Origin of the sequence: Rhizobium sp. CB3171, assembly GCF_029714265.1 — a bacterium.
GTDB lineage: Bacteria > Pseudomonadota > Alphaproteobacteria > Rhizobiales > Rhizobiaceae > Rhizobium.
Genome location: NZ_CP121652.1, coordinates 3,684,601 through 3,709,009, shown reverse-complemented (window position 1 = coordinate 3,709,009; position 24,409 = coordinate 3,684,601). Strand labels below are relative to the sequence as shown.

Here is a 24,409-nt window from a genome sequence, read left to right as displayed (position 1 = left end):
CATGACGACCCATACCGTACCCGCTTCCAAGGATGGCGAAGCTACCGCCTTCTACCTGACGGAGGAGCATCATCCGGAAGGCAGCACGATGCTCGGCTTCTGGCTCTACATCATGAGCGACTGCCTGATCTTCGCAGTGCTCTTTGCGACCTATGCCGTGCTTGGCCGCAGCTATGCGGCCGGTCCGTCGCCGGCCGACCTGTTCGAGCTGCCGGTCGTCGCCCTCAACACGACGATGCTGCTGCTCTCCTCCATCACCTATGGCTTCGCCATGCTGACCATGGAGAAGGACAACAAGTCGGCGACGCTGTTGTGGCTGGCGATCACCGGCCTGTTCGGCGCCGCCTTCATCTATTTCGAACTGAACGAATTCTATCACCTGATCCTGGAAGGCGCCGGCCCGCAGCGCAGCGCCTTCCTGTCGGCCTTCTTCACGCTGGTCGGCACGCACGGCCTGCACGTCACCAGCGGCCTCGTCTGGCTGATCACGCTGATGGTGCAGACAAGCCGGCACGGGCTCATTCCCGCAAACAAGCGCCGTCTGATGTGCCTGTCGATGTTCTGGCACTTCCTCGATGTCGTCTGGATCGGCGTGTTTTCCTTCGTCTACCTCATGGGAGTTCTCGGATGAGCTCGAACGCCAATTCTTCGCATCATTCCGCCGACGCCCACGCTCACGGCCATGGTCACGGTCATGGCGGACACGAGGCCGGCCACGGCACATTCAAGAGCTACGTGACGGGGTTCATCCTCTCCGTCATCCTGACTGCCATCCCCTTCTGGCTGGTCATGGCCAAGGTCTTCTCCGATCCGGCCGTCACCGCGGCGTTGATCATGATCCTCGGCGCCATCCAGATCATCGTGCACATGATCTATTTCCTGCACTTGAACACCAAGTCGGAAGGCGGCTGGAACATGATGGCGCTGATCTTCACCATCGTGCTGGTGGTCATCGCGCTTTCCGGCTCGCTCTGGGTCATGCACCACCTCAATTCCAACATGATGCCCATGTCGCCCGACATGATGCGCAATATGCCGTAACAAACCGGACGGCGGGTGTCCCCACGGATGCCCGCCGCTTTTCCAGCGTAAGATTTCCGCTGGGCTACTGCTTCGAGCATCCGATGGGACGAGCAGCAGTATTTTTTAGATGATGCATGATCTTATCCGAACGCCGCCTCGCACTTTTCGGAATCATGCGACAGCGCCTCCGATGGAGTTCAGCGCCTTGACCGATACCCCCACCGACACTCTTTCCAAAAAGCCCCGCTCCACGCTCGCGCTTGCCATCTGGGTAATCCTGCTTCTGCTATTGACCGCAGCGCTCATTGCGCTCGGCACCTGGCAGGTGAAGCGGCTGTCCTGGAAGCTGGATCTGATCGCCCGCGTCGATGCCCGGGTGCATGCGCCGCCCGTGGCCGCCCCCGGCCCGGCGGAATGGTCCGCGATCGACGCCGCCGGCTACGAGTACAAGCATGTTCAGGCGACCGGCACCTTCCTCAACGATAAGGAAGCGCAGGTCTATGCCTCGACCGCGCTCGGCCCCGGTTATTGGGTGCTAACGCCGATGAAAGCGGCTGACGGCACGATTATCATCGTCAATCGCGGTTTCGTGCCGACCGACAAGCGCAATCCGGACACCCGCCCCGCCGGCGAACTGACCGGCGAGACGACCGTCACCGGCCTGCTCAGGATCAACGAGCCGAGGGGCACGCTGCTGCGCTCCAACGTGCCATCGGAAGAGCGCTGGTATTCCCGCGACGTTACGGCGATCACCGCGGCGCGGGGCCTTCAAAACGTCGCGCCCTATTTCATCGATGCGGACGATACGAAAAATCCGGGCGATCTGCCTGTCGGTGGCCTGACGCAGATCGTCTTCCCCAACAATCATCTCGTCTACGCCATCACATGGTACGGGCTTGCCGTAATGACATCAGGCCTTGCCGCCTATCTTATCTATTTTGAGCGGCAGCGAGCGAAGGCCAACCGCTAACCACTATCTTACGGCATTCGGAAAACGAAGCTGCCAGCGGCGGCCGTCGCTGGTCATCTCCACGATGCCGAGCGGTTCCACATCGATCGTCCAGAACGCGACAGGCGGCGCTTGTAGCACATGGAGAATAGCGGCGCGAATGACGGTCGCATGCGTGACGACGACGGTGTGACCGCCATCGCCGGTGTGGCTCTTCATCCAATCGCCGACGCGGGCGAGGACGGCGGATAAGGGTTCGCCACCATGCGGCGCCGCATCCAAATCCAGCATCCACCGCGACAGCGCTTCCGCATCGGCTTCGTGTAACTCGGTGATCGACCGGCCTTGCCAGCGCCCATAGTCGCACTCGCGGAAAGATGGTTCCGTTGCAGCGTCAAGTCCCATAGCCACAGCCGTCTGGCCGGCCCGTAGAGCCGGGCTCGTCCACGCGCGGTCGACCGTTCCAAGCTGCGCGGCAAGCAGGCCGGCCTGTTGAGTGGCCTTTGCCTCCAGCGGCTCATCCACCGGAAACCGGTTCTTCCGGTTGGCTTCGGTCATTCCGTGGCAGACCCAGCTCAAACGCGCTCTCATAATATCCTATATCCTCAGAGGGTCCGCTGCCGCGACTTTCGATCACGGCAACGCCTTGATTGACAATCGTCTTTGCAGCCAGCTATAAGCTTAGTCTTACGGGTGTGGAAGCCGGTGAAATCCCGGCGCGGTCGCGCCACTGTAATCGAAGGGCGGATACCGCCCCTAGAGAGCCAGACCCTTCCCGTAAAAAACCCTTCCGTAAATGGAACGCGCTCTTCTTAAAGGGAAATAAAATGGCTGATACCACCTTCGCATCGACCGCAATCCCGACGCCGATCCCGGTTGGCGAAATCATGCCTTGGGCGATTTTCGCCGGTCTTCTCCTCATGCTGGCGATCTATTTCATCGGCACCGAGCAAGGTGCGACCGCACTGATGTCGGGCTCCTATGTGCACGAATTCGTGCACGACGCGCGCCACCTGCTCGGGTTCCCCTGCCACTAAGGGGTCTGGAACATGGTTGGACGTCTTTTGCTCCGCGGCATGCTGGTCGGAGTGCTGGCGGGTGTTCTCATTTTTGCCTTCGCCCATACTTTCGGCGAGCCGCTCGTCGAGCGGGCGATCGCGTTTGAAGAGCAGGCTGCCCAGGCGGCAGGCGAAGCCCCGGAACCGGAGATCATTAGCCGCGCCACCCAGGCAGGCCTCGGCCTCTTCACCGGTGCCTTGGTCTATGCAACGGCAGTCGGCGGGCTCTTCGCCCTGGTCTTCGCCTATGTCTACGGCCGTGTCAGCCCCTTTGGCGCCCGCGGCACTGCCGCGCTGCTGGCGATTGCCGCCTTCATCGCCATTTCCCTGGTTCCCGACATCAAATATCCAGCCAATCCGCCAGCGGTCGGCAATCCGGACACGATCGGCGCCAGGACCGAGCTGTTCTTCGTGATGATCGTTGCCTCCGTCGTCGCCATGGTTGCCGCGGTGTCCCTCGTCCGCGGTCTGGTAACACGCTACGGTTCATGGAACGGCGTGATTTTCGCTGGCATCGCCTACATCGTGTTCATCGGCCTGGTTCAATACCTCCTGCCGACGATCAACGAAGTGCCGGAGCAGTTCTCCGCCGTCGTGCTCTGGCGCTTCCGCATCGCGTCGCTCGGCATGCACGCGATCCTGTGGGCGACACTCGGCCTCGCCTTCGGGGCATGGGCCGAACGTGACCTGCCGCAGGTTCGCTACGGTCGCACATCCATTCGCCGGGCCTGAAATGGCAAGCCTGACATGTCCCCCGCATGACTTTTTGCGGGGGATATACTGGCTGAGACCAGCCATTCTGTTTTCGGTCTTTTATCTGATCTGCGCACTCAGCTTGCCGCTGGAGGCGAAGGCGCATAGCGGCAGCTCGTCCGGAACTCGTGCGGGCATTCCGATACCAAGCTTGACCCATGGCGAAATGGCCGTGATCGCTCCTTACTACGGGCGCATCATCGCGCTTGCCTCATCGGCGTCCGATACCGACGAGTCCTTCCGTCGCGTGCTGAACTTCGCACAGATCCAGCGTGCCTATTGCCTTTGGGGCGTCATGCCGGGAAGCGTTGGCGATGAGGACAGTCCTTTTAACGAATGCTCGCATGCCTATCTCGCCGCCGCCAAGATGGCGCTGCTGCAGATGCGTACGATGAAGGACGAAATGGCTGCCGCCGGCGAGCTCGTCTCGGAGATCGACGGCGCGCTGGTACGCAACAATCTGTCGCTTATTCTCTGCCAATTCAGCAACGAAGGCTTCAACACGGCCGACTTGATCCGGCCACGGCTCGCCGGCATCTTTCTGCACATCAAAAGCCTCGCAACAACGATGCTGGCGCTGATGACGGCAGTGACCGCGCTGTGGTGGAGCGCGCGGCTCCTGCGGACGAAACCGGCCATTGCCGATTAGAGCAATTCCAGGAAAAGTGCGAAGCGGTTTTCCGTCCGGATGCGTAAAAACAAAGAGATAGAGCGGGAAAGCGATTCTATGAATCGCTTTCCCGCTCTAGTAGACGACACCCGCCGTCACCGGACGGCGGTGTGCCTTATTTTACCAATCACGCGGCCGGCCTCGCCAACCACCGTCCCATCCGTCACGATAATAGGGGCGATGGCCATACCAGCCCCAACGCGGCGGTGGCGCCCTGTAATATCCCCAGCCATAACCGCGCGGCGGCCCATAGCGATTCGGCCGGCATACGCCGCGCGGCGTCAAATGCCAGCCACGGCCGCAGGCATAATCAACGTTGACGACCGGCGCTTTAGCCACGGTCCCAACAGCGGCGATAGGCATTGCTTCTGCCGAAGATACGACAAGGCTGCCGAGTACGGCAGCAACGGCAATCACGGGCAATCTCATCGTGATGATCTCCATTCAAGTCCCTTACAAGCGGATTTAAATCCCCGCTGGCTGAACCCCGGGTGAACCGAAAAAGGCCTTTTCGCGGCAAAATCAAGACGTTGAACGTGGAGTTGCAATGCGCGTGTCGCCCACTGCCGCCTTAGGAGAGACGTTCGCAACAAGAAGTTCAGTATCGACACCACGAGTACGCGTCACGAGAGCGTCATCAACCGCGCTTAAATGAAGACCTTATTTGCGATAGGGAGTTTGAGATGGTCGACGTCGTTTCAAGCAATTCGGAGGGTGGTGACCACCCTATTCACGGCGCAGGCGGTTCCGCCAAATGGTTCCTGCCGCTCTTCGGCATCGTCGTACTCGGCGGCCTTGCTTACGTTGGCTATGCCCTTGGCAACGATCTTGCCAATGCGGCGGCGGTTCCGTGGATCCTGCTCGGATTGGCGTTGCTGATCGCGCTCGGCTTCGAATTCGTCAACGGTTTCCACGATACGGCCAATGCGGTCGCTACCGTCATCTACACCCGTTCGCTGCCGGCCGAATTTGCGGTTATCTGGTCGGGATTCTTTAATTTCCTCGGCGTGCTGACCTCTTCCGGTGCCGTCGCGTTCGGCATTCTGGCGCTGTTGCCCGTCGAACTGATCCTGCAGGTCGGCTCGGGCTCCGGCCTTGCCATGGTCTTCGCCCTGTTGACCGCCGCCATCGTATGGAACCTCGGCACCTGGTATCTCGGCCTACCGGCTTCGAGCTCGCACACGCTCGTCGGCTCCATCATCGGCGTCGGTCTTGCCAATCAGTTCCTGGCGCCGGCCGGTTCCGCCACGAGCGGTGTCGACTGGTCGCAGGCAAGCAATGTCGGCCTGTCGCTGCTGCTGTCGCCGATCATCGGCTTCTGCCTAGCCGCTGTGTTGTTGCTGGTCTCCAAAGTTCTGATCCGCAACAAGGAGCTTTATGAAGCGCCGAAGGGCAATACGCCACCGCCGCTGTGGATCCGCGGCCTGCTGATCTTCACCTGCACCGGCGTCAGCTTCGCCCATGGTTCGAACGATGGCCAGAAGGGCATGGGTCTGATCATGCTCATCCTTATCGGCCTAGTACCGACCGCTTTCGCGCTGAACAAGACGCCCGATGTCAATTACCTCGATGCCTACAAGGCAGCCTCGGCGCAGGTCGAGACGGTACTCGGCAAGTATGTGAAGGCCGGCGTCGCCACGCCCGCAGACCCGAAGGCTGCCGTCAGCGTTGCCGTGAAGAGCAAGACCTGGACGGACGAAACGACGCCAGCACTGCAGGCCTATATCCACGCCACCAGCGCTGAAATCGCCGCCTATCCGAGCGTCGAAAAACTGCCGAACGGCCTGGTCGGCAACGTTCGTAACGACATCTACCTGATCGGTGAATCGTTGAAGCTCATAGACAAGCAGAAGCTGCTGCAGATGAGCCCGGATGATCTGAAGGCCGTGACCAACTATCACGCCGCGGTCGATCACGCGACCAAGTTCATTCCGCTCTGGGTGAAGGTTGCGGTGGCGCTGGCACTCGGCCTCGGCACCATGGTCGGCTGGAAGCGTATCGTCGTCACCGTCGGCGAAAAGATCGGCAAGACGCACCTGACCTATGGCCAGGGCGGCGCCGCCGAAGTCGTCGCCATGCTGACGATCGGTGCGGCCGACCATCTCGGCCTGCCGGTTTCGACCACGCACGTCCTGTCCTCCGGCGTCGCCGGCACGATGGCCGCCAATGGTTCCGGTCTGCAGTGGTCCACCGTCCGCAACATGCTGATGGCCTGGATTCTGACGCTGCCCGCCTCGATCGCGCTTGCCTTCGTGCTGTTCATCGTGCTGCGCCAGGTCTTTTGACCGGTGCCGCCGAGCTATCGAGCTGCGGCGGCTCAGCAGGCAAAAATATCGTCAAGAGATGATGGCGCCCTTGAGGCGCCATTATTCTTGCGGCTTGTTGCCGTTGGCGCCGAGACCGGAGAGCTTGGCGAGTTCCGAACGGCGATTCGCATAATTCTGGGCGACCATCGGATAGTTGGGAGCAAGACCCCATTTTGCGCGATATTCCTCGGGCGTCATGCCGTAATGAACGCGCAGGTGCCGCTTGAGCGTCTTGAAGCGTTTCCCGTCCTCGAGGCAAATGATGTAGTCGTTCGTCACCGATTTCTTGAGATCGACGGCCGGAACAGGCTTGGCTGACTCCATCGGAGATGCGGATCCATTCAAAGCCTGCAGCGCTTCATGCACATCCGCGATCAGCTTCGGAAGGCTGCCGGCAAGAACAGGGTTGTGGCTGACATAGGCCGAAACAATCTTCACACAGCCGTCAAACAGAACATGCGTTTGCGACTGGGGCAGGTCTCTTCTACTATTGAAAGCATCCATCATCGTTTCCCGAATCTCATGTGGCCTGGCGTCGGCCGCCTCGCGTGACTGCTTCATGTACAAACCCATTCGTGAATCTTGCATCGGTTTCAAACTCCACAGGTTTTGGTTGCGGCACCCTTGGCATTTCTTGATGAGGACGCCTGCTCATTGCCGGTCTTTCTTCACGGGCTCTGCATGGCCAGCCGCATCTACAGGATCCGCAAAGTCCTTTGCAGGATCTGCAAAGTAGGTGGCCAGCTTGGTACACAGGAGGATGAGGGGAATGCCGAGCATGAAGGCGGCATAGGTTGGATTGCCGTTGCAATGACGCAGTGTCTGAAGGATGAGTTTTCGCTCGACATCCTCCACCGTCTGGCCGACGAGAACGCCGACGGCGGTGTTCACGGTGCGCGGCACAAGGTTGTCGTCGCTGGCGGAGAGGTGTGCGACGATCTCATCGATCAGCCGCTCTTCGCTCGCCGTCGCCAGTACGATGCCGGTGGCGCTGTCGAGTTCACAAAAGACATAAAGGCCGTTTTCGGGATCGATCGTGACCCGTCCGGAGGCATTTCCCGAGATGTTGTGAATAACGATGTGCGGCTCGTCTCCGCCCACAAGAGCGAACGGCAAGTCGCTACCGATGTACGAAGCACCGGGGAACAGGCCCTGCAACTCCTCGAATAGCAGACTAAGCCGAGCTTGCGCCTGCACATCCTGTGCGGCCGAGAAATCATGGTCCCGAGCGAAGGAAGGATGTTTGATCATGCCGTCACCTCCGCGATCAAGCCGCGCGTCCCGCCGATGGACTCCTGGCCCCAGGTTCGTTTTGCCGAGCAGCTTCGCGAGACAAGGCGCGGAATATTCATCCAACCTCCCGTAGGCCGAATTTACGCATTTGTGGAAGCTGCTGAAGCGCCATGGGCCTGGACAGAAGGAAGCCTTGCGCATGCGTCCCGCCGGTCGAGCGTGCCGCCTCCAATTGCGCCTCGGTTTCTATCCCCTCGACAACAACCAGGGGCGCCAGACAGGATGCAAAACCGACCAAGTGATACAGGCTATCATGGCCATCCCGGCCGGGCCTGATATCGCGGATGAAGGACGCATCGATTTTGACGATATCGGCCGTAACCTGCAGCAGGTGCGAGGGGGTCGCATAGCCGGTGCCGAAATCATCGATCGCAATGCGGCAACCGAGTGCACGTATCATCTTCAACCGCTCGACGGGCGCGCCGACGAGCGGATAGGTCTCGGTAACTTCAACGACAAGCCGGGACGTGAGCTCGGGCTGGCGGCTGATTCGATTGAAGATGTCGGCAAATCGATCCGGCGCGGACAAAGTGGCTGCGGATAGATTGCAGCCGAGTGTCAGTGCCGCATCCGCCGTCAAGGCAGACAGAACCAACTCCAGCATGCGGAGATCGAGGTCGAAGCGACCTTCCAGTCGCTCCAACTGCGGCACGAAGGCGCCTGCGGTGTGAACGACACCCTCGGCATCCGTTACACGCGCCAGGCATTCGGCATAGAGGATCGCTTCAATGTCTTGGGCGTCATGGATCGGTTGTACGACAAAGCTCAAGCCGCCCTTGGCGATTGCCTTTAAAATCAGGGCGCTATGCCCCTTGTCAATCCGGTTTCCTCTACCGCTCATCAAGCCTCCAAAGGCTGCAAGATGGGCAGCGAACAGAAATTCGGAAAGAAAAGGGAACGTCTGAAAAAGACGCAAAGAAGGGGGGAGCATGGGATTTCTGGTGCCTAAAAGCCGCCTTTTCCATCTCCCGGACCCTTTAGCTCAAGGTAACTAGAATTTTCCTTCCCCAAGCAGAAATGTCGCATCAGGGCGACAACTGACTTAGAATCACTATATTACTAATATGTAAACTAGTGTCATCGAACATTCAATTGATACGAGTTTTTCTAGTTACTAATTCAATTACTGCCGAAGCGGGCGGCGACAATCTTCCGCCGCGAACCATGGGGCCGCTATATTGAAGCATGGCTTAGACGCCCAAGTTTCTCCGGCACGGGTTCCGTTAAAATCCTGACAGGCTTACCGTTCGGGATCGCCTGCATCGGACTGCGGCCACCAGTTCGCTTGCCTTGCCTCCCGCAGGGCGTGGTCGAGCGGCGGGAGATCTGCATGCCACAGCCGCTCCCATTCGAGGCTCATGACGCCGTCATAGCGATCGGCGGCCAATGCGGAGAGCAGCGCCGCCATCGGAAACTCGCCGGCGGCGGGGGGCGTGTAAGTATATGGCAGCTTCCCGCTTTGCTTCGAGATGCTGTCCTTCACATGCAGGTGCCTGGTGTTGCGACGGACTTGCTTCCAGGTCTCCGCGGGATCTTGTCCGCCTTTGCGCCAGGTATGATGCGTATCCCAGAGCAGGGCGCAATCGGGTGCCGCTTCCAGAAAGCGGCCGAGCGCGTCCGGATGCACCAGAAAATCGTGTGTCTCCACCATGATATCCGATGCAAAACCCTCGCGCCTGGCCGTCTCGCGCCACCATTCCAGTGTCGACAGCGCCTCGGAAAGTTCGCCGGCATCACCGGTGCCGCCGCCATCGAAAATGCGCAGCGCTTTTATGCCGGCCGCCTCGGCCCAGGGAAGGTAACGCAGGAACTCTTCCTTCGCTTGCGGCGCAGCGCCGACGAGGCGCATCGACGTGTTGAGCGCACAAATGGCCACAGGGGCTCGCTCGAGCGCATGGACAAGGCCTGCCGGAGTGCCGAACCGCTCGGCAAAATAGGCCGGCAGATCGATCATACCGCCGAGAGCACGAATTTCGATCGCATCGAGGCCATGACGTGCGGCCAGAGCCAGGGCTTCATCCAATTCCAGCTCTGCGCAGCCTAGTGTCGAAAATGCCAGCGATATCAGTGGGGCTTTGACGTCAACGGCGGTAACCATCGCATCCTCCGCTTGGTTCCTGGGATATGAATAGGCGACGCTCGCCAACGCGATGTCTCTCGAACCAAGCGCGACGCTAGTAACTAAATGGATAATTGTGAAGCAACCTCTGAGCGTCAAGGGGCCATGGTTGTCATGGCTCCCAAAAGGGAGCTCAGCCCACCCTTTCAAATGCGCCGATCCACGGCGTCCATGATTCTTATCAAAGGCCGGGAACATTCCCTTCAGATGATGGTTTTCTGTGCGTGATCGAGGGGCGCGAAAATTCCCACCAAAGCATTGGCGTCCGCCGGCACGGCATGCGTCGAGACAAAAATTTCCAAAAAACAATCATTGATGTGGAGGAGAGCATAATGCCGACTGAACAGGGACATGAGTGGATCAAAAGACGTGCATATTCTCTGTGGGAAGAAGCGGGCCGTCCTCACGGCCGTGATCAGGAACATTGGAATCAGGCTGTTGCCGAGCGGGAAGATCTTGAGCGCACGCGGGCTTCCGTGGACGGCGAAGACATTCTCATCAAGTTCAGGGGAAAAAAGCCCATCCTCGGTAAAGCACCAGAACCTCAACCATTCTCGAAATTGACTGGCACGAGATAAGGCTCGGTATCTCCGAGGCAACAGCCAAGCCGTCGCATGGGAAGCTGCCGAGCATGTCGGTGGCCCTAATGAGGTTTGCCGTCACTGATGGCGGTACGCTTGATAAGCGTTAGCTGCCGAAGATCGTCCGCATTGCCTTCAGGAGGGCGCGCGCACTGCGCTCCTGTCCGGTTTTGGAGAGAGGCAGATGGCGCACATGATCGGCTCGGGCGGAGAGTCTCGCAGCTATCTCCTCCGCCATGGCCGGGCGCGCGCCGAGCAGCGGCGCAAAGCTCTGTTGATCGATTTCATAGACGGTGACGCGCGTGAGCGCCTGCAGTGTGCAGACTTCGCCCATTCCCGCAAGCAAGCCGCTCTCGCCGAAGAAATCCCCGGGCGAAAGCCGTCTCTGTTCCTGCTCGCCATAGCGCATTGCGAGGATCCCTGCGCGAATGATCATCATCGAGGCCAGCATTTCTCCCTGATGAACAATGATGTCGTTCTTCTGATATTCACGGACCGCGCATGATCGGGCCAGAAGTTCCTTCTCCGACATCGTCAGACCGAAGAAAATGGGAATCGCCTCAATGAGGGCAAGCGGCGTTATTTCAGGCGGCTTGGCGCGCTCTTCGCTGGGCGGTTCGCTCATGAGTGCGATAGCCGATGGTGGCATCGCCAACAGCAATCCGGCGGATTTGCAGTGGCGATAAAACAGATCCATCACTTCATTTCGGGCTTTCGTGCGCAGCGATGGATTCCTGACCCAGAACTGCAGCTCGATTTCCAGGGCGACAGCGTCCAAATTCTTCAGCGCCACCTGTGGGGGCGGTTCCCTGACGATCGAATTACAACCGGCCAAGACCGACTGCATGACGTCCTCGACGATGGAGGGCATCCGCGTCGGCGCCACCCGCACCGTCATTTTGAGAAGATGCGTTTCATCGGGCTGGCTGATGTTCGTCAGTCCGAGTTTGGCAAGGACGCTGTTGGGCAGAGCGACGACGTTGTTTGCTCCGGTCAGAACCTGTGTCGACCGCCAGGTGCTGGCAATGACACGCCCCTCCGTCCCGTCCGCGAGCAGAATCCAATCGCCCAGGGAATAGCTCCGCCCGAGAGTAAGAGCGATGCCGGAGAAGACATCTCCGAGGGTGTTTTGCAGTGCCAGACCGAGGACGATAGCAATCACGCCTGATGTGGCGACCAGCGTTCCGATCGGAATGCCAAGCACGAAGGCCAGCGCCGACAAGGTGACGCAAAGATAGACCAGCCCGACCACGATATCCTGGAGAAGGTGCTCCTCGTGTGGCTTGCCTTCGAGAACCAGGTAGATGCGCACGAAACCGATGATCGCCCATGCGAGATGAAGCCACCACAGCAATTTCGCCATGATGACGGCAAAAGCATGCGCGTCTTCCAGGCCGTAGCCTTGAAACCGGATAGGCGAGATGTCGCTGCCGATGAGAACGGCGGTCATCGCGGCAAAGAAGCCAATCTCCACGACAAGCCGGAGGTTCACACGCCAGCGCGGGATCAAATGCCACACGACGATGCCGGCCAGCTCGAGAGTGATCAGCCATGCAAGAGAAGTCCTCGCGAGTCCTTCAAGATATAGCTGCAGCATGATGATCATCTCGGCGCGCGTGGAAAAGCTTCCTACGAGCCGGACGGCTCGGGCAATTGCGAAGGAACCGCCTCAATCCCAGGCGCGATGGAATGCGACGACGGCTAATGTCGGCAATGTTTGAACATCGGGCCGATTAGGCAATCTCAAGCCACCATCAGTTACCGGTAGCCCAATCCCGCTATGTAATCTGCGAGCATATGCTCCTGTAGCTGTTCTTGCTCAAACAGCACCTTCATCGCATCGCGGATATCGAGAATGCCGAGAGGCTTCGAATCCGCGCCGAGTACCGGCATGTTTTGCAGACGCTGCGCCACCATGATCTGCCAAGCGGCTAGGAGCTCGTCATCGGGATCGCAGGAAACGATATTCCGACTCATGAGTGTCACCACCGAAGCGTCCGGTTCTCGGTCCATAAGGTGGCGAATAAGGTCGGACTTGCTGAGCACGCCGGTTGCCTTGCCATTTTCGCCGCTCACGACAGCCAATCCTATCCCGGGATTGGAAAGCGAGAGGGCGGCGGTTTCCAGCGTGGCGTTGATATCGATCACCATCAGGCGAGCCGATGTCATTGTGTTTAGTCGTTCGATCCGCATCATGGCCTCCTGAGGTGTCCGAGGGGCGACAAGTATTTCATTCGAGGTTTCGGCTATCCCCGAGACCGAAGAGCCCGATCGAGGTGGCGCCGCGACGCGGCGCCACTTTCACAACACCAGCAAGTCTTGGGAACGAACAGCGTCAGCCTCTGTGCGAATGCGCGAGCGGGCGAGCACGCATTGTTTTGCTGGCATTTTCACTGACGCCGTGATGATCGATCGTCAGTTCTTGCGAGCAGATTGGCTGAACCACTGGTCGAAGCCGATGGCGCCCAGGCGCGGGTTGTCGCCTTCCTCCGGGACGAGCGAGCGGTCATCCAACTCCGTGCCGAAATAGAGTGCGTGCGGATCCGCAACGACCTTGCGCGGATCATTGGCCGCTTTCAGGAACCGCGCGACAATGTCGGTGAAGCGCCCCCTCTCCGGCCCGGCGATGTAAACGATGCCGTTCGCCGGCGGCGCAAGCGCCACGTCCGCCATGACATCAGCGACGTCGTCCGACGCAATCGGCTGAAAATTGACGGCCGGCAGGTGCACGGTCTCACCGACGGTTGCCGACTGAGCGATGCCGGCCAGGAACTCGAAGAACTGCGTCGAGTGAACGATGGTATAGGGTATCCCGGAACTCCTGATCAGATTCTCCTGGGCCATCTTGGCGCGCAAATAGCCGCTGCGCGGCAGGCGCTCGGTCCCGACGACCGAGAGCGCGATATGATGCTTAACGCCGGCGGCCGCTTCTGCGGCAAGCAGGTTTCGGCCGGAGGTTTCGAAAAACTCCAGAACGGCCTTGTCCTCGAAGGATGGCGAATTTGCCAGGTCAAGCACGACCTGTGCTCCAGCGACGGCCTGGGCCAATCCTTCGCCGGTAATGGTGTTAACCCCCGTATTCGGGGAGGCTGCTATTACTTCATGACCCTTCTTGCGCAGCCTCTCCGCCGTCTTTGAACCGATGAGGCCCGTGCCGCCAATAATAAGGATTTTCATGTCCAGTCTCCCGATTTGCGGTTTTTAAAATCGCGTTGCTCTTGCGGTCGGTCACGACCAATGCCGGGGAGAATGCGCCAGCTCGGCGCGCGAGCCTATCGAACGGAAGCATTGGCCACACGATGCCAAAGTACAGGTCGGATACATCGGGCGGATGGAAATCCTAGTGGAAGCGCGCCCGGGTCTGCGACTTCGGGCACTGGCTGGGTTCGCCGTGCATGCAGATAGCCGGCGGCGACACTTATGCTTCACCCTGAATGCTCGGATTCAAGGCAGTTGTTCCGCCGTGGCCGTCGCGCTGTGCCTCGTTGCCTGAGCAGGCGTTAGGTCGTCGAGCGGTTACCAAATACACGAAAGCCCGCGCGATGGCGGGCTCTCGTGTATTTGGTATCGGTGCGAGGCTTTGAAGCTTGGGCTTTCCGGTTATGGTCAGCCGGCTGCGGCGGTATCGCCAGCGAAGCGGAATGCTTTGGGGTATTGATATTGGAATGTTGTTTGGGAAGGCTTGGTTGCGGGGGCAGGATTTGAACCTGCGGCCTTCAGGTTATGAGCCTGAGATCGACTTTCATATCCATTTGTAATTATTACATAATTTCAATCTGAAAAAATTTTGTGCTAAAATCTGTGCTAAACACACATTTTGACGCCCATTTCGGCGCTCGCGCCTCGCTCCATGGGTGTCACTGCGTGAGCTTGGATTTCAGCTAATCAACATCAGAAACGCGGAGAACGCCGTCCTCTCCTGGGGAAATCCGCGTCAGGGTTGCCACTTTCGTATTCAAGCAATAGACGATCAGCCCGACCTTGCTCATCCAAGGACACACGGCGCCGGATAACCTTACTTCGGAAGGCCGCATCAACAATCTCGATCTCCGACATTCCCAGGTTGGCAACGAGATGAAGGAGTGTCCTTTGCCCTTCATCCGCTCTCATTTCTTTCTCATCACGCAGATGGCTTTCCAGCCGCAATCTCTTCTGTCGGCGTTCCCAGAGAAACCGGCCGTAAGCCCAAACGGCAATGACGGCTGTCAGAATCGCGGCGATATTGGCAAAGATTTCGAGATGTTTTTCAGTGAACATCGTATACCTGAGCAAGGGTTAAGAAGGCTCTGCAAGATAGGACAGGGCTTTATCTACGCGATATGATATTTCAAGCGACGCTTGACGAATGCGGGCTGAGAACCTTCAAGGATGTCAATGATCCGCTGATTGATACGGGGATTCTCAATAGCCCCGCTTTCATAGCTGAAGCGATAGCTGTCAGCCTTGTCGAGCTTGACGTAAATGATTTGTTCTGCGTCAGCACCCACAGCAAGGTTTGGGTTGTGAGTAACTAAAATGACCTGCCTGTGCTTCTTAGCCTCCCGAATGCAATTTGCCAAAATTGCAAAGATACTCTCGTTGTCGAGGTTGTCCTCGGGTTGATCGATAACGAGAGGGATATTGTCTTTGTCGAGCTGCAAGTAGAAAACCAGAAGCAGCAAGCCTTTTTCGCCCGGCGAAAGCTCGTTCAAGTTTTTACCGCCAAGCCGAAGCTCATACGATGCCGCAAAGTATTCCAAAGAGTACAGGAAGTCGTAAAAGTCTTTGACGTGCACAACCTGCTCCTCAAGGAGCAAGGGCGTGCCTCCCTCTTCCGACGTCATTTCGGCGAGCACTTTTTCGACAAAGGCTTCAACGGAATCAAAACTATCCCAATCAACCTCACTGACGAGACCCTTCAACACGCGCTCTGGGTCATTTGCACCGTGGAAAGGCCCTCTACGGTTTTTCTTAATTAACTTGAGGAAATCCTCAGAAAAATCACGTTCAAGAACGAACGAAGCCGTTATTTCGACCGAAAAGCTAGCTGTCCTCACCACCTGAAGTCTCTGGTCAACGCTTGCTTTGATATCGGCGTAGAATTTCAGAACTTTCTGTTTACTTTCGAATATCTGACGCGCAAGACTTGAACGCAAAGTGCGCTTCTCGTTGATCTGAGCGGCCAAATCTGTGTCGATGAACGCAATTTGCGCCTCTAGCGCTCGGATGGTTCCGCCTTGAGGGTCAACCTCACTGCCTAAGATGCCTGCTCGTTGGCTGTTCCATTGAGCCAATTTGTCAAGGTAAGCTTGGTATTTCCGCTGCGGAGTACCCAACTGTTCCCTGAGAGCATCGATTGTCGCGACGTGAAAGGCTATTGCACCACGGATATCAGGAAGGCCGACAATTGCGCGAAAATCGTGATCGGGTTCAAATACAACCGCATTGTCTCTCTCAAGGGTGGATATGCGATCTCCAACGGACGTCCGCTGAATTTCAACATCCGTAAGGTCGATCTGCATTTTGACGATCTTATCGATATCCAGCTCAAACTCTAACGCGGTTGGACGAAGGGCATCCGTGCCCTCCTTTACCCTGGCGCTCAGGCTTTCAATGGCGTCCTTCAAAGAAAGCAGCCGCTGCTGACGGTTCTTCAGTTGACTAATCGTATCTACCGCTGACTGCTCCGCCCGACGAAGCTCGTCCAACTGATTGGCAAGTTGCTGAAGGCGCTCGGAAAGTTGGCGTTGCTCTTCCGTCTGAGAATCGGGTGCAGCAACTTCGGCTGGCTTCGCAGCCTCAAGCGCCCTCAGTTCCTCTTTCTTGGCATCGAGTGCTGCGGCAAGGCTCTTTCGAAATTGAGGGTTCGCGCTAGTCTCAAGCTCCAAAATCTCAAAGTTGACCTGACGAAGTCGTGTCTTAAGCGCACTCGTTTCATTCCGGCTCTGCTGCGTTTTCAGATCCTGAAGATCCTTAAAAGACCCTGTACCAAGACGCTCGGTCTCTTCCACATGGGAAAAGACCACATCCTCAATCTCACGCCGAAATTCATCGATCTGGATTTCATTGGTCAACTGCTCAAAATAGTTTTGTGGCAGGTAACGAACACCTTCCGGCTTCGTGCGATCAACGGATTCGCTAAGCCGCTTCCCAACCGACGTTTTGCTCTGCCACAAAACTTCCGCCTGGAAATTCTCGGCATAGCCGCGTTGGCGAAACTTTTTGTTGTCGGGCGAGTCCGACAGAAACGAAAAGTACGCTTCTAACCGGCTGTCCCCAAGCAGGCCGATGATATCGACAAGGGCGCTCTTTCCACTTCCCTTATTGCCAATGATTGCCGTGAGCTCCGGGTTCAACGGAACATCGACACCTTTGAACCAAATACCGCGCGAGCCATCGTATTCAGGGATATGATTGATCTTCAGATTGCTCAGCATTTTCGTCGGCTGCTGGGTCTTTCTTTGCTCAACCGGTGGTTCAGCGCCAATGAAGACCCGCGACTCAGGTTCAAAACAGATCTGCTGCAATCCCCGAAACGTTAGATCGGCTTTAATCCAGGCAGGTGGATATCCAACAACATTTCCGTCGAGACGCTCTAAGTCCGCGAATGAATGGGCGTCACTTCCGGACACCGCCGGTTTTGGCAAGGATTCACCGCTGTCGTATCGACCCGCGCCTAGAAAATATTCTCGGCTGTTGGCATCACCAAAAAACAGATCACAATTGCGATCCAGCTTATCTGATATCAACACCTTCCTTTGGGATTTGGCATCCGTGGTACGGATGCCATCGTTCTTGGCGGGAAAAGCCAGCAAATAAGGTTTAGCATCTCCAAAAGTGTCTTCGAGGGCGGCTTTCACATCATCAAAGGACACTGAAGCAGATGCGTAGTCTTTTGTCGTGCTGAGGTCTGAGCAAGGTATGCGCGCGCCAGAATCGTCGTCACCTTTCGTTTTTAAGGTCGCAAGAAAGCGTTCAATCTTATTGCGAGGGCATTGATCTACATCATTATCGAAGATCACATGCAGATTGGGATTGCCATTTTTGGCATCGATGGAATCCGACAGCCTAAGCTCAATATTAATGAATAAGGCTTTGGATGATTCCGGATATTTGGCTTTATATCTGTCGATCAGCGTGAAAATTGTATCACAGCTAAAATAGTCGGTTATGCCATAAGCTTGAGGTGCAGCAGCTTCCAAAGCATCGATGTATTTCTCCCAAATAGCATCATCACTGCTCCCTTCAAAACCGTTCGAAAGTTTCGTGAACGGGGTATGGATATGCAGATCCCAGCGACGCCAAACCGAGCCAACGTTCCCCCCCATGCAATACTCCCGTTTCGCCCCCATAAGTTGCTGTCAGGAATATTACATCTGCCTCCAAAATGAAAGCAACTACTAAGGGCCTATCTGCGCACCGGATATACATGCAGCAACTGCGCCGCTTGGCAGAGCGACAGAGACAACTTAGGGGGTGGTAGCAATATTAGCTAAGCCCACGAGCTTAATCGGGTCGAGAGTCTCAAATTGCCATCGCGGCAACCTGTCCTTCTGAAGAAGCGCTTCAAGGAACGCACCCAACTCGTCTTTGCTGCCAATACCGAGCAAGTTTTTGATTTTATCGAAATACCGCTGTGACTTGGCACGGGCGAAGATTTCGAAAGGCCCCGAAAACCTGTCGGCATAGAGAAGGGTTTCAGGCCACCACTTCCGCCATTCCACCAGCCTTTCGCCGCGAAGATACGCAACAAAATCTGCACACATGACGTGCTGAAAATCTATTCCAGTTCCGGCATTGCGATCCTTCAACATATCGGCACGCAATGATAGCCGCCTTAATTCGTTTCGCTGGTTCCTGTGGTCTAGCGAGCGCAGGGTTTCCCGGAACACAGTAAAAGCATGCATTTTGTTATCGCGTTCGCGGCGATCATCCCAATAATATTCGTTATCAAAAAACCATTGAGCCGCGTCAAACCGCTCATGCTGCAGGAATATCCCCACGCAATACAAGAACAGCTCGTGAATAATGAAGCGATAGTTATCAAAGTCCCACTCGCTCCAGCTTTGAACGTTTTCCGGCCTGTCGAAATACGGGATACATTTCTCAAAGAATCGGTGCAGACTCTCTAAATACTCCATCGCGTGTGAATACCGAGCAATAACGGAAAAAAGCTCGACAATCTCATTACGGTAGGGAGTGAATTCTTCAATGCTTGCAACTACCTGATCATCAAACGTTTCTCGTGTGGCATGTTCCGTGCGCAGCCTAAACGCTTCAAGTCCCTCGGCGATGATGTCAAGGTATTCCCGCACGGCCGGAACTGCGTTGGAAGCTCCCGTGCGTACCGCCTCCATAGCTCGCCGGTGTGCGGCAGAGGATAAAATTTTCCCGGAAACGGTTTTCCCCTCCAAGAAGGAGGGTCTCTGCCCCTTTTGCGGACGTACATGCAGTTGTTGGCCCCAAGCCCAACGCACGATCCTGTCAAATTCCGTGGCATATGTAGAAGCACTGGTCAGGTCAAAATAGATGCGACCCTTATAGTAGACCGGCAGGAAAGGCTTCCCCTCACCATCTCGCTCCCGCACCACCGCCGCAAACTTATCTTGCGCCGTATGAGCGTATATCTCAGGAGTGATGATTTGAGCTTCCGTACCCGCTCCGCCCTTACGCCCATCCGATTTCCTGGCGTACATTTCATCGCAGATGAGCAGGACTTTTGTGACAGTGGGGTCGCTCACCATGCTTTCCATAAAGGCGTTGGCATCATGCCCCGGCTGCAAATCCCACTTGTCGAGAATGACGTGTATCCCTTGGCTCGTTAGCTCCTCGGCAAACTGAAGCACCCAAGCCTCATGATCAGGGGTAGTCCAGCTATAGGAGATAAAGAGCTTCGGATCGGCCGTTTTGGTATCAATCATTTTCGTCTAAGTTTCCGTTTTGTTCCAAATTTGCAGCATTAGAATGCTTCCGTGCAAAGTCAATACGAGGCAACCCAACTAGCCAACACCGCGCTCTGCGCCATCAGCTCTCAACCGCTACTCGTCCATCAGTGGTGGTAGAATGCGAACCAGATCTCCGTGGATGTCGATCTCATATAGGGACGACAACATAGCAATCTGTATACCCACAAAGGCTCGCAACTCCCCAAGCGCAGTAAAGAACCCTGCTGGATGCGTTCCACGACGCAACCGACCGTGAGACTCATCCCGATCAAAGTAGGGATCGCGACGACGTTCCATGATGTCGTCGAATGTTGGGTACGGTTCATCAAGAAATCGGCGGCAAGCCGCGCCAATGGCTCGAACATGTGCCACGCCTGGCGCCTTCTCGCTAAGAGCACCCACCGCCGTCGTGCATTCGGCGCGGATCATATGAATGGACGAAATCACGTCGTCCTCGACCTCGGCAGGAAGGGGATTAAACAGGGCGCGACGGTCTTCCAAGAACGCGAGAAATTTGCGAACGGCATCGCGATCGGAAGTGGGCGGATTCCACGAAACCCCAAACCATGGCGTTGAGACGCCGGTTATCCGCTTCAGCATGTCCTTAGCTCGGATTAGCAGCGCCATTATTCCCACATCCGATTTGCGTCGAAATCGATCTTGGCGGCTTTCAACTCTTTCACCAGGGCTTGTTTCCAGCCATCGGCGGCATCCATCTCCGTGTAGACAATGCCGAAGAGGTCAGAGGGAATTTCCACATTACCCTTCCGCAACAGGCAGACGCGCCCCCTGCCCAGCTTGCCCGCAAAATAGCCAAGTTCAAAAATGACATTCTGCCGTGCACGCTGGTTCTGCCCTTCGGCAGATACCGCCGATCCGACATCGTCGGGGGTCAGCAACACCACGGCAAAACCTACTTCGGCAGCGCTGGCTTCATACTTCTCGATGATGGTTCGACCTTGGTTCGGCTGCTCTTTGAGGATGATCACCTCCAGCTTCAGCTTCTCCAAAAACCGGGCAAGACCATTTAACGCGCCGTCGTCATGCCCGTGGACAATGAAAATCTTATTCGATGTCGGCATGACGAGCTGTGGCTTCTGACCGGAGGTGGTGACGTAGGTTTTGTAATCCCGCACGAACGGAATGATGAGTTGCCCGGTTATGCCGTTGATACCCGACATAATCTTTGTTCCAGAGCCATGATAGATATAGCCAAACTGCTCCATAAAGCGGGGGTCATCGGCAAACTTGAAGATCAGCAGGAGCGTTAGGCCCAATGTCTCTTCGGGGTCTTCCGGCCATTCGATAGTCCCTTCCCCCATTCCTCCCTGATCGGAATCCTGCCCCTTCAGAAAGCCTTCCAAATCAAGACCGCTCGTCAGCTTCGCATTTGCCGCCGCCAGATCATCATGACGCAACAGACGGGCGAGTGTTTTCAGCGGCTTTTGGTAGGTTTGGTATTGGGCACCCTGCAAGTCCAACACCGCATTATTGATCTGAGTAAAGAGATTCACGCCATCCATAGTTATTGTTCACCTTCCTCAAGACGGGCGGCAGCCGCCTTCTCAATAAGGGCTTCTCGATATTGCTCTTTCATGCCCTCAATAAGAGGCGCAACAAACGGATTGGCCGCGTACTGTCCCACGCGCTCATCGATCATCGCTTCAATCTGACTGATGGCATTTTCAATGCTCGCCGGATCATCGGGGGTAAAGGTAACGGTGCCGATCTCGCCGTCCAATTCGGCGAGAGCCTTTTCAGCGTCTTTAAGCTGACGGGTCAGTCCATCAAGACCAGAAATTTTCATGTGACCTCCGTGATTCTCTGAAATCGACAATACCACCTGTACGATAGTTTGATTTATATTCGCAAAATTTCCTCAGATTCTTTTTTTGGCACTTGCCTTCAATCTGAGGATGCGAAATCTTACGTATCCGTAGAATTTCATAGTTTTAAATACTTCATACCGTCTCATTATTCACTTATCACCACCCTCAAGGGAGTCGTTATGCGTGCATTGCTGTCCCTTATGCTCATCCCCCTGCTCGCGACCTCTTGCGCCGGTGTGCAGGTCAAACGGGTTACCTCCCGCGACCAATCCGGTATCCGCTATTGGCGACCCGCGCCGTATCTGGCCCTTGTGGAAACCAAGACGGACAAGACGGTCACCTGCGATGTGAAGTCATTCTATCTGCCCGACAAGACCGAGGAATACGCGATAACGATTTCGGCCGGTATGGGCGCGGTCAAGGCGACCCCTACCCTCACCGATGGTTGGAATCTCACCAGTCTCAGCACCGATGTTGACAGCAAGACAAACGAGAACATCACCGCCATTAAAGGCTTGCTCAAGGAAGCCGCCGGGATAGTTGGCCCGAAACACCTAGCCCCACCTGCGTCGCCCCCTGCGAAATGCGAGGGCATTTTCAAAGTGGAGTATGACCAATCCGGCAACTTCAAAGGCTTCAAGAAGATACCCTTGGCCATCAATTGACGTGACCGGAGAGCGGGTATGAGCTTGCAGGGACACGTTGACGCTATCAAGCGGCACATGCGCAAAGCGGAACAAGCCGACAACCGGCAAGATCGCGATAGGGAACTACATCATGCACGGATCGCCTATCGCAACCTTTGCAAGGAGTGCGAGGCGAAAACAGAAAAACAAGTCCAGCGTGATAGCAGTGAAGCTTACAGCATTTGGAAATATGGCGTTCCCGGTCTTTAGCTGGTGCCGGTAGCGGGACTCGAACCCACACTCATGGCGAAGCGGATTTTAAGTCCGCTGCGTCTACCAATTCCGCCATACCGGCACAGGTATTATGTTACCATAACGAAGCTTCGGGCAGCCAGCTTTATGCTGCGGCCGCACTGCCAATTGGCCTTGCTAAAGTGGCATCCTATAACCGGGAACTTCTACGAAACGCACGCCCGCCGCATTCTCCTTCTCGAAAAGACGAACAGGCTCACCGCTGCTGAGGTCAATAATGCGGTAGGCACCATTGGCGTTGAGATAGACATGGTGCCCAATCAGCCGGAGTGCGGTTCCCCCGTTGCCATAAGGTCGGGAACTGGGCGCATCCAACGCCGGAATCGTCCAAGATGTCCCGTACCTGTCAACGGCCTGCACCTGTTGCACAGTATTGAAAATGGCATTCCACGCCTCCCCTTGCGACCGGGCGGGTGCATTCTGGCTCAAGGCTTCCAACACACGCTGCAACTGCCCTTGTCTCTGTCTATCTCGTCTCATATCCCACCTCTCAATTCATTCGTTTCGTAGAGCGTAGGATTTAAGAAAAAGTTGTAAGATTACGATCGTTTCTATCTGTAGATGAAAACAACATTGTGTTGCGCCAAAACATTATGGCCCTCGGAAGATCGACACACCTTGCCGCCGTTGCAAGATATAGCCTCGTGACAGCGGCACATCGAAATGCAATCATTCCGTGAAACGGGAGATGCTGCCACGCATGAAGAGATTGCTTGTCTGCCTGCTTATGGCTGCTGGAACCTGCGGCACCGCTCATGCCGATGGCATCCCGAAATTCAAGGACTACCCAGCTAAGGCTTACAGCGGGGAGGAAGCTCCCTTGCGGCTGAACACTCCTCAAGCACAACAAAATGGCCCAAGACTCCGCAAAGCCGTGGAACAACCCATCAATTTCGGGGGCCGCTACGTGTTCGCCCAATGGGGCGCGGGCACGCAATGCGATACCGGCGCGCTGATCAACGTGGCTACGGGCGAAGTCCATTTCCTGCCCTTCGCCGCCTGCAACTGGTCGGGATTCAGCAAGCCATTCGAGGTTCGCAAAAACAGCCGCCTGCTGGTCGTAGCCGGACAGGTCGGCGAGACCGGCGCAATCGGCGCGCATTACTTCGAATTTACGGGCAAGGAATTCAAGCCAGTCGGCGAAAACGTCAAGTCGCTAACATCCGTCGAACCGGCAGCAGGGCCAACCGAGCCGACAGCAGACGCCGAAATCGCATTTCCTGATAACCGCAGCCTGGATGCGCTCTCGCAGGCAATCGTGTTTGCCATTCACCGCCCCGTATTCCACAAGGATTGGGTCTCCGATACTAAGATATTTGGGCCGGTTCAGGCCAAAAAGCTCGCGAACGCCTTTTATGTGACGTCGATCAGAAAGACCGTCGAGCATCAAGGAAGCAGTTACACGCTGCTGTACAACACCGATGTGGATTTGTTTGCCATCATAAAGGTTCCCCCTAAAGGGGAGCCGTTTGCGGGTTTTGTGCCGGGGCAGCAGATATCCGAAGAACTCTACAAGCACGCCGATAACCCACAGTACCTCGCAAATATGCTGGGAATCCGACAGGGGGTCGTAAGACATTTCTTCGACCACTTTCAGGATATCAAGGTACTGGATGAGCTTTTCACGCTTTATCAGGTCGATGAAAAACGCTCGCTCCCGGTCAACAAGAGCATGGTCAGTTTCGCCAAGCTGCTTAGTGCAAAAAAGCCGTGCCGTGAGGCATTCGAGAAGATGCTGGAGACTGCTGAATTTCGTTTTCCAGATGGCAAAACATCAAAAGATGTCGGCAAATTCTACTTGTCCATCTGGTTTGCCCAGCTTGAGAACGAGAATGGGACTGTCAAAGTAGATGGAGCTGCTGCATTCCATGATGTCGCGACCAATCGCTACGGCGGTTATCTGATTTTTGATCCGCAAGATACGGCATGTAAGCCGACCAGGCTTATCACCAACGCCTTTTAACCC

At 56.3% G+C, this 24,409-nt stretch carries 26 protein-coding genes, 1 tRNA gene, 1 pseudogene and 1 riboswitch; of the genes and pseudogenes, 11 read left to right on the top strand and 17 right to left on the bottom strand.

Annotation, left to right across the window (positions count from 1 at the left end; genetic code table 11):
- The first annotated feature begins 1 nt into the window (after position 1).
- The 3 genes from cyoC (at position 2) to QA648_RS18005 (ending at position 1,993) form a co-directional block, all read left to right on the top strand.
- Positions 2–631 carry a cytochrome o ubiquinol oxidase subunit III gene (cyoC, locus tag QA648_RS18015; protein ID WP_104821573.1) on the top strand — a complete coding sequence of 210 codons (630 nt, stop codon included), beginning with the start codon at positions 2–4 and terminating at the stop codon, positions 629–631.
- Positions 628–1,041 carry a cytochrome o ubiquinol oxidase subunit IV gene (cyoD, locus tag QA648_RS18010; protein WP_283048459.1) on the top strand — a complete coding sequence of 138 codons (414 nt, stop codon included), beginning with the start codon at positions 628–630 and terminating at the stop codon, positions 1,039–1,041. The genes cyoC and cyoD overlap by 4 nt, the downstream gene beginning before the upstream one ends.
- A gap of 187 nt (positions 1,042–1,228) precedes the next feature.
- Positions 1,229–1,993 carry an SURF1 family protein gene (locus QA648_RS18005; protein ID WP_283048458.1) on the top strand — a complete coding sequence of 255 codons (765 nt, stop codon included), beginning with the start codon at positions 1,229–1,231 and terminating at the stop codon, positions 1,991–1,993.
- 3 nt (positions 1,994–1,996) lie between these two features.
- On the opposite strand, the gene QA648_RS18000 is transcribed toward QA648_RS18005, so the two are convergent.
- Positions 1,997–2,563 carry a histidine phosphatase family protein gene (locus QA648_RS18000; protein WP_283048456.1) on the bottom strand — a complete coding sequence of 189 codons (567 nt, stop codon included), beginning with the start codon at positions 2,561–2,563 and terminating at the stop codon, positions 1,997–1,999.
- A gap of 106 nt (positions 2,564–2,669) precedes the next feature.
- A riboswitch (cobalamin riboswitch) is annotated at positions 2,670–2,742 on the top strand.
- Positions 2,743–2,799: 57 nt separating this feature from the next.
- Between QA648_RS18000 and QA648_RS17995 the strand changes: the two genes are divergently transcribed.
- From QA648_RS17995 to QA648_RS17985, 3 genes are all read left to right on the top strand, one after another.
- On the top strand, positions 2,800–3,009 hold the full coding sequence (locus QA648_RS17995) for a CbtB-domain containing protein (RefSeq protein WP_283048454.1): 210 nt from the start codon (positions 2,800–2,802) through the stop codon (positions 3,007–3,009).
- 12 nt (positions 3,010–3,021) lie between these two features.
- Positions 3,022–3,762 (top strand): CbtA family protein, encoded by a 741-nt coding sequence (locus QA648_RS17990; RefSeq protein ID WP_283048453.1) that lies wholly within the window; start codon positions 3,022–3,024, stop codon positions 3,760–3,762.
- A gap of 64 nt (positions 3,763–3,826) precedes the next feature.
- Entirely contained in the window at positions 3,827–4,432 is a 606-nt protein-coding gene (locus QA648_RS17985; RefSeq protein ID WP_283051404.1) for a hypothetical protein, read from the top strand.
- 141 nt (positions 4,433–4,573) lie between these two features.
- On the opposite strand, the gene QA648_RS17980 is transcribed toward QA648_RS17985, so the two are convergent.
- Complete coding sequence (locus QA648_RS17980; RefSeq protein WP_104824939.1) at positions 4,574–4,882, bottom strand: hypothetical protein; 309 nt, start codon at positions 4,880–4,882, stop codon at positions 4,574–4,576.
- A gap of 254 nt (positions 4,883–5,136) precedes the next feature.
- Here QA648_RS17980 and QA648_RS17975 point away from each other — a divergent pair, with 254 nt between their 5' ends.
- Entirely contained in the window at positions 5,137–6,738 is a 1,602-nt protein-coding gene (locus tag QA648_RS17975; RefSeq protein ID WP_283048451.1) for an inorganic phosphate transporter, read from the top strand.
- An 81-nt stretch (positions 6,739–6,819) separates the two neighbouring features.
- Here QA648_RS17975 and QA648_RS17970 read toward each other — a convergent pair whose 3' ends face one another.
- The 4 genes and pseudogenes from QA648_RS17970 to QA648_RS17955 all read right to left on the bottom strand — a co-directional run bounded on the left by QA648_RS17970 (position 6,820) and on the right by QA648_RS17955 (position 10,150).
- Positions 6,820–7,320, bottom strand: coding sequence for a MucR family transcriptional regulator (locus QA648_RS17970; RefSeq protein WP_104821567.1), 501 nt, complete (start codon positions 7,318–7,320; stop codon positions 6,820–6,822).
- Positions 7,321–7,521: 201 nt separating this feature from the next.
- Positions 7,522–7,629 (bottom strand): annotated as a pseudogene (locus QA648_RS17965) (helix-turn-helix domain-containing protein); the annotation flags it as partial.
- A 478-nt stretch (positions 7,630–8,107) separates the two neighbouring features.
- A complete protein-coding gene (locus QA648_RS17960) occupies positions 8,108–8,893 on the bottom strand; it encodes an EAL domain-containing protein (protein WP_104824937.1) in 786 nt (261 codons plus the stop codon).
- A gap of 399 nt (positions 8,894–9,292) precedes the next feature.
- Positions 9,293–10,150 carry a sugar phosphate isomerase/epimerase gene (locus tag QA648_RS17955; RefSeq protein ID WP_283048448.1) on the bottom strand — a complete coding sequence of 286 codons (858 nt, stop codon included), beginning with the start codon at positions 10,148–10,150 and terminating at the stop codon, positions 9,293–9,295.
- A gap of 353 nt (positions 10,151–10,503) precedes the next feature.
- Here QA648_RS17955 and QA648_RS17950 point away from each other — a divergent pair, with 353 nt between their 5' ends.
- On the top strand, positions 10,504–10,749 hold the full coding sequence (locus tag QA648_RS17950; protein WP_104821565.1) for a DUF2934 domain-containing protein: 246 nt from the start codon (positions 10,504–10,506) through the stop codon (positions 10,747–10,749).
- A 109-nt stretch (positions 10,750–10,858) separates the two neighbouring features.
- On the opposite strand, the gene QA648_RS17945 is transcribed toward QA648_RS17950, so the two are convergent.
- From QA648_RS17945 to QA648_RS17905, 9 genes are all read right to left on the bottom strand, one after another.
- A complete protein-coding gene (locus QA648_RS17945; protein WP_283048446.1) occupies positions 10,859–12,349 on the bottom strand; it encodes a cyclic nucleotide-binding domain-containing protein in 1,491 nt (496 codons plus the stop codon).
- A 161-nt stretch (positions 12,350–12,510) separates the two neighbouring features.
- Positions 12,511–12,921, bottom strand: coding sequence for a CBS domain-containing protein (locus QA648_RS17940; protein WP_283048444.1), 411 nt, complete (start codon positions 12,919–12,921; stop codon positions 12,511–12,513).
- 246 nt (positions 12,922–13,167) lie between these two features.
- Entirely contained in the window at positions 13,168–13,929 is a 762-nt protein-coding gene (locus QA648_RS17935) for an SDR family oxidoreductase (protein ID WP_104821563.1), read from the bottom strand.
- A gap of 714 nt (positions 13,930–14,643) precedes the next feature.
- Positions 14,644–15,009, bottom strand: a complete 366-nt coding sequence (locus QA648_RS17930) for a hypothetical protein (protein ID WP_283048443.1) — start codon at positions 15,007–15,009, stop codon at positions 14,644–14,646.
- 53 nt (positions 15,010–15,062) lie between these two features.
- A complete protein-coding gene (locus tag QA648_RS17925; protein WP_283048442.1) occupies positions 15,063–18,059 on the bottom strand; it encodes a TrlF family AAA-like ATPase in 2,997 nt (998 codons plus the stop codon).
- A 141-nt stretch (positions 18,060–18,200) separates the two neighbouring features.
- Positions 18,201–19,652, bottom strand: coding sequence for an SEFIR domain-containing protein (locus QA648_RS17920; protein WP_283048441.1), 1,452 nt, complete (start codon positions 19,650–19,652; stop codon positions 18,201–18,203).
- Positions 19,653–19,769: 117 nt separating this feature from the next.
- The gene (locus tag QA648_RS17915; protein WP_283048440.1) at positions 19,770–20,303 is read right to left on the bottom strand and encodes a DUF6650 family protein; all 534 of its coding nucleotides are present in this window, start codon (positions 20,301–20,303) and stop codon (positions 19,770–19,772) included.
- Positions 20,303–21,199 carry a nucleotide-binding protein gene (locus tag QA648_RS17910; protein ID WP_283048438.1) on the bottom strand — a complete coding sequence of 299 codons (897 nt, stop codon included), beginning with the start codon at positions 21,197–21,199 and terminating at the stop codon, positions 20,303–20,305. The genes QA648_RS17915 and QA648_RS17910 overlap by 1 nt, the downstream gene beginning before the upstream one ends.
- A gap of 2 nt (positions 21,200–21,201) precedes the next feature.
- The gene (locus tag QA648_RS17905) at positions 21,202–21,483 is read right to left on the bottom strand and encodes a hypothetical protein (protein ID WP_283048436.1); all 282 of its coding nucleotides are present in this window, start codon (positions 21,481–21,483) and stop codon (positions 21,202–21,204) included.
- A 201-nt stretch (positions 21,484–21,684) separates the two neighbouring features.
- Here QA648_RS17905 and QA648_RS17900 point away from each other — a divergent pair, with 201 nt between their 5' ends.
- Positions 21,685–22,170, top strand: coding sequence for a hypothetical protein (locus QA648_RS17900; RefSeq protein ID WP_283048433.1), 486 nt, complete (start codon positions 21,685–21,687; stop codon positions 22,168–22,170).
- 18 nt (positions 22,171–22,188) lie between these two features.
- Positions 22,189–22,401, top strand: coding sequence for a hypothetical protein (locus tag QA648_RS17895; protein WP_283048431.1), 213 nt, complete (start codon positions 22,189–22,191; stop codon positions 22,399–22,401).
- Position 22,402: 1 nt separating this feature from the next.
- Here the strand turns inward: QA648_RS17895 and QA648_RS17890 are convergent.
- A tRNA-Leu gene (locus QA648_RS17890) sits at positions 22,403–22,486 on the bottom strand.
- A 74-nt stretch (positions 22,487–22,560) separates the two neighbouring features.
- The gene (locus tag QA648_RS17885; RefSeq protein WP_283048429.1) at positions 22,561–22,872 is read right to left on the bottom strand and encodes a hypothetical protein; all 312 of its coding nucleotides are present in this window, start codon (positions 22,870–22,872) and stop codon (positions 22,561–22,563) included.
- A 271-nt stretch (positions 22,873–23,143) separates the two neighbouring features.
- On the opposite strand from QA648_RS17885, the gene QA648_RS17880 reads away from it, so the two are divergent.
- Complete coding sequence (locus tag QA648_RS17880) at positions 23,144–24,406, top strand: hypothetical protein (RefSeq protein WP_283048427.1); 1,263 nt, start codon at positions 23,144–23,146, stop codon at positions 24,404–24,406.
- Positions 24,407–24,409 lie beyond the last annotated feature (3 nt).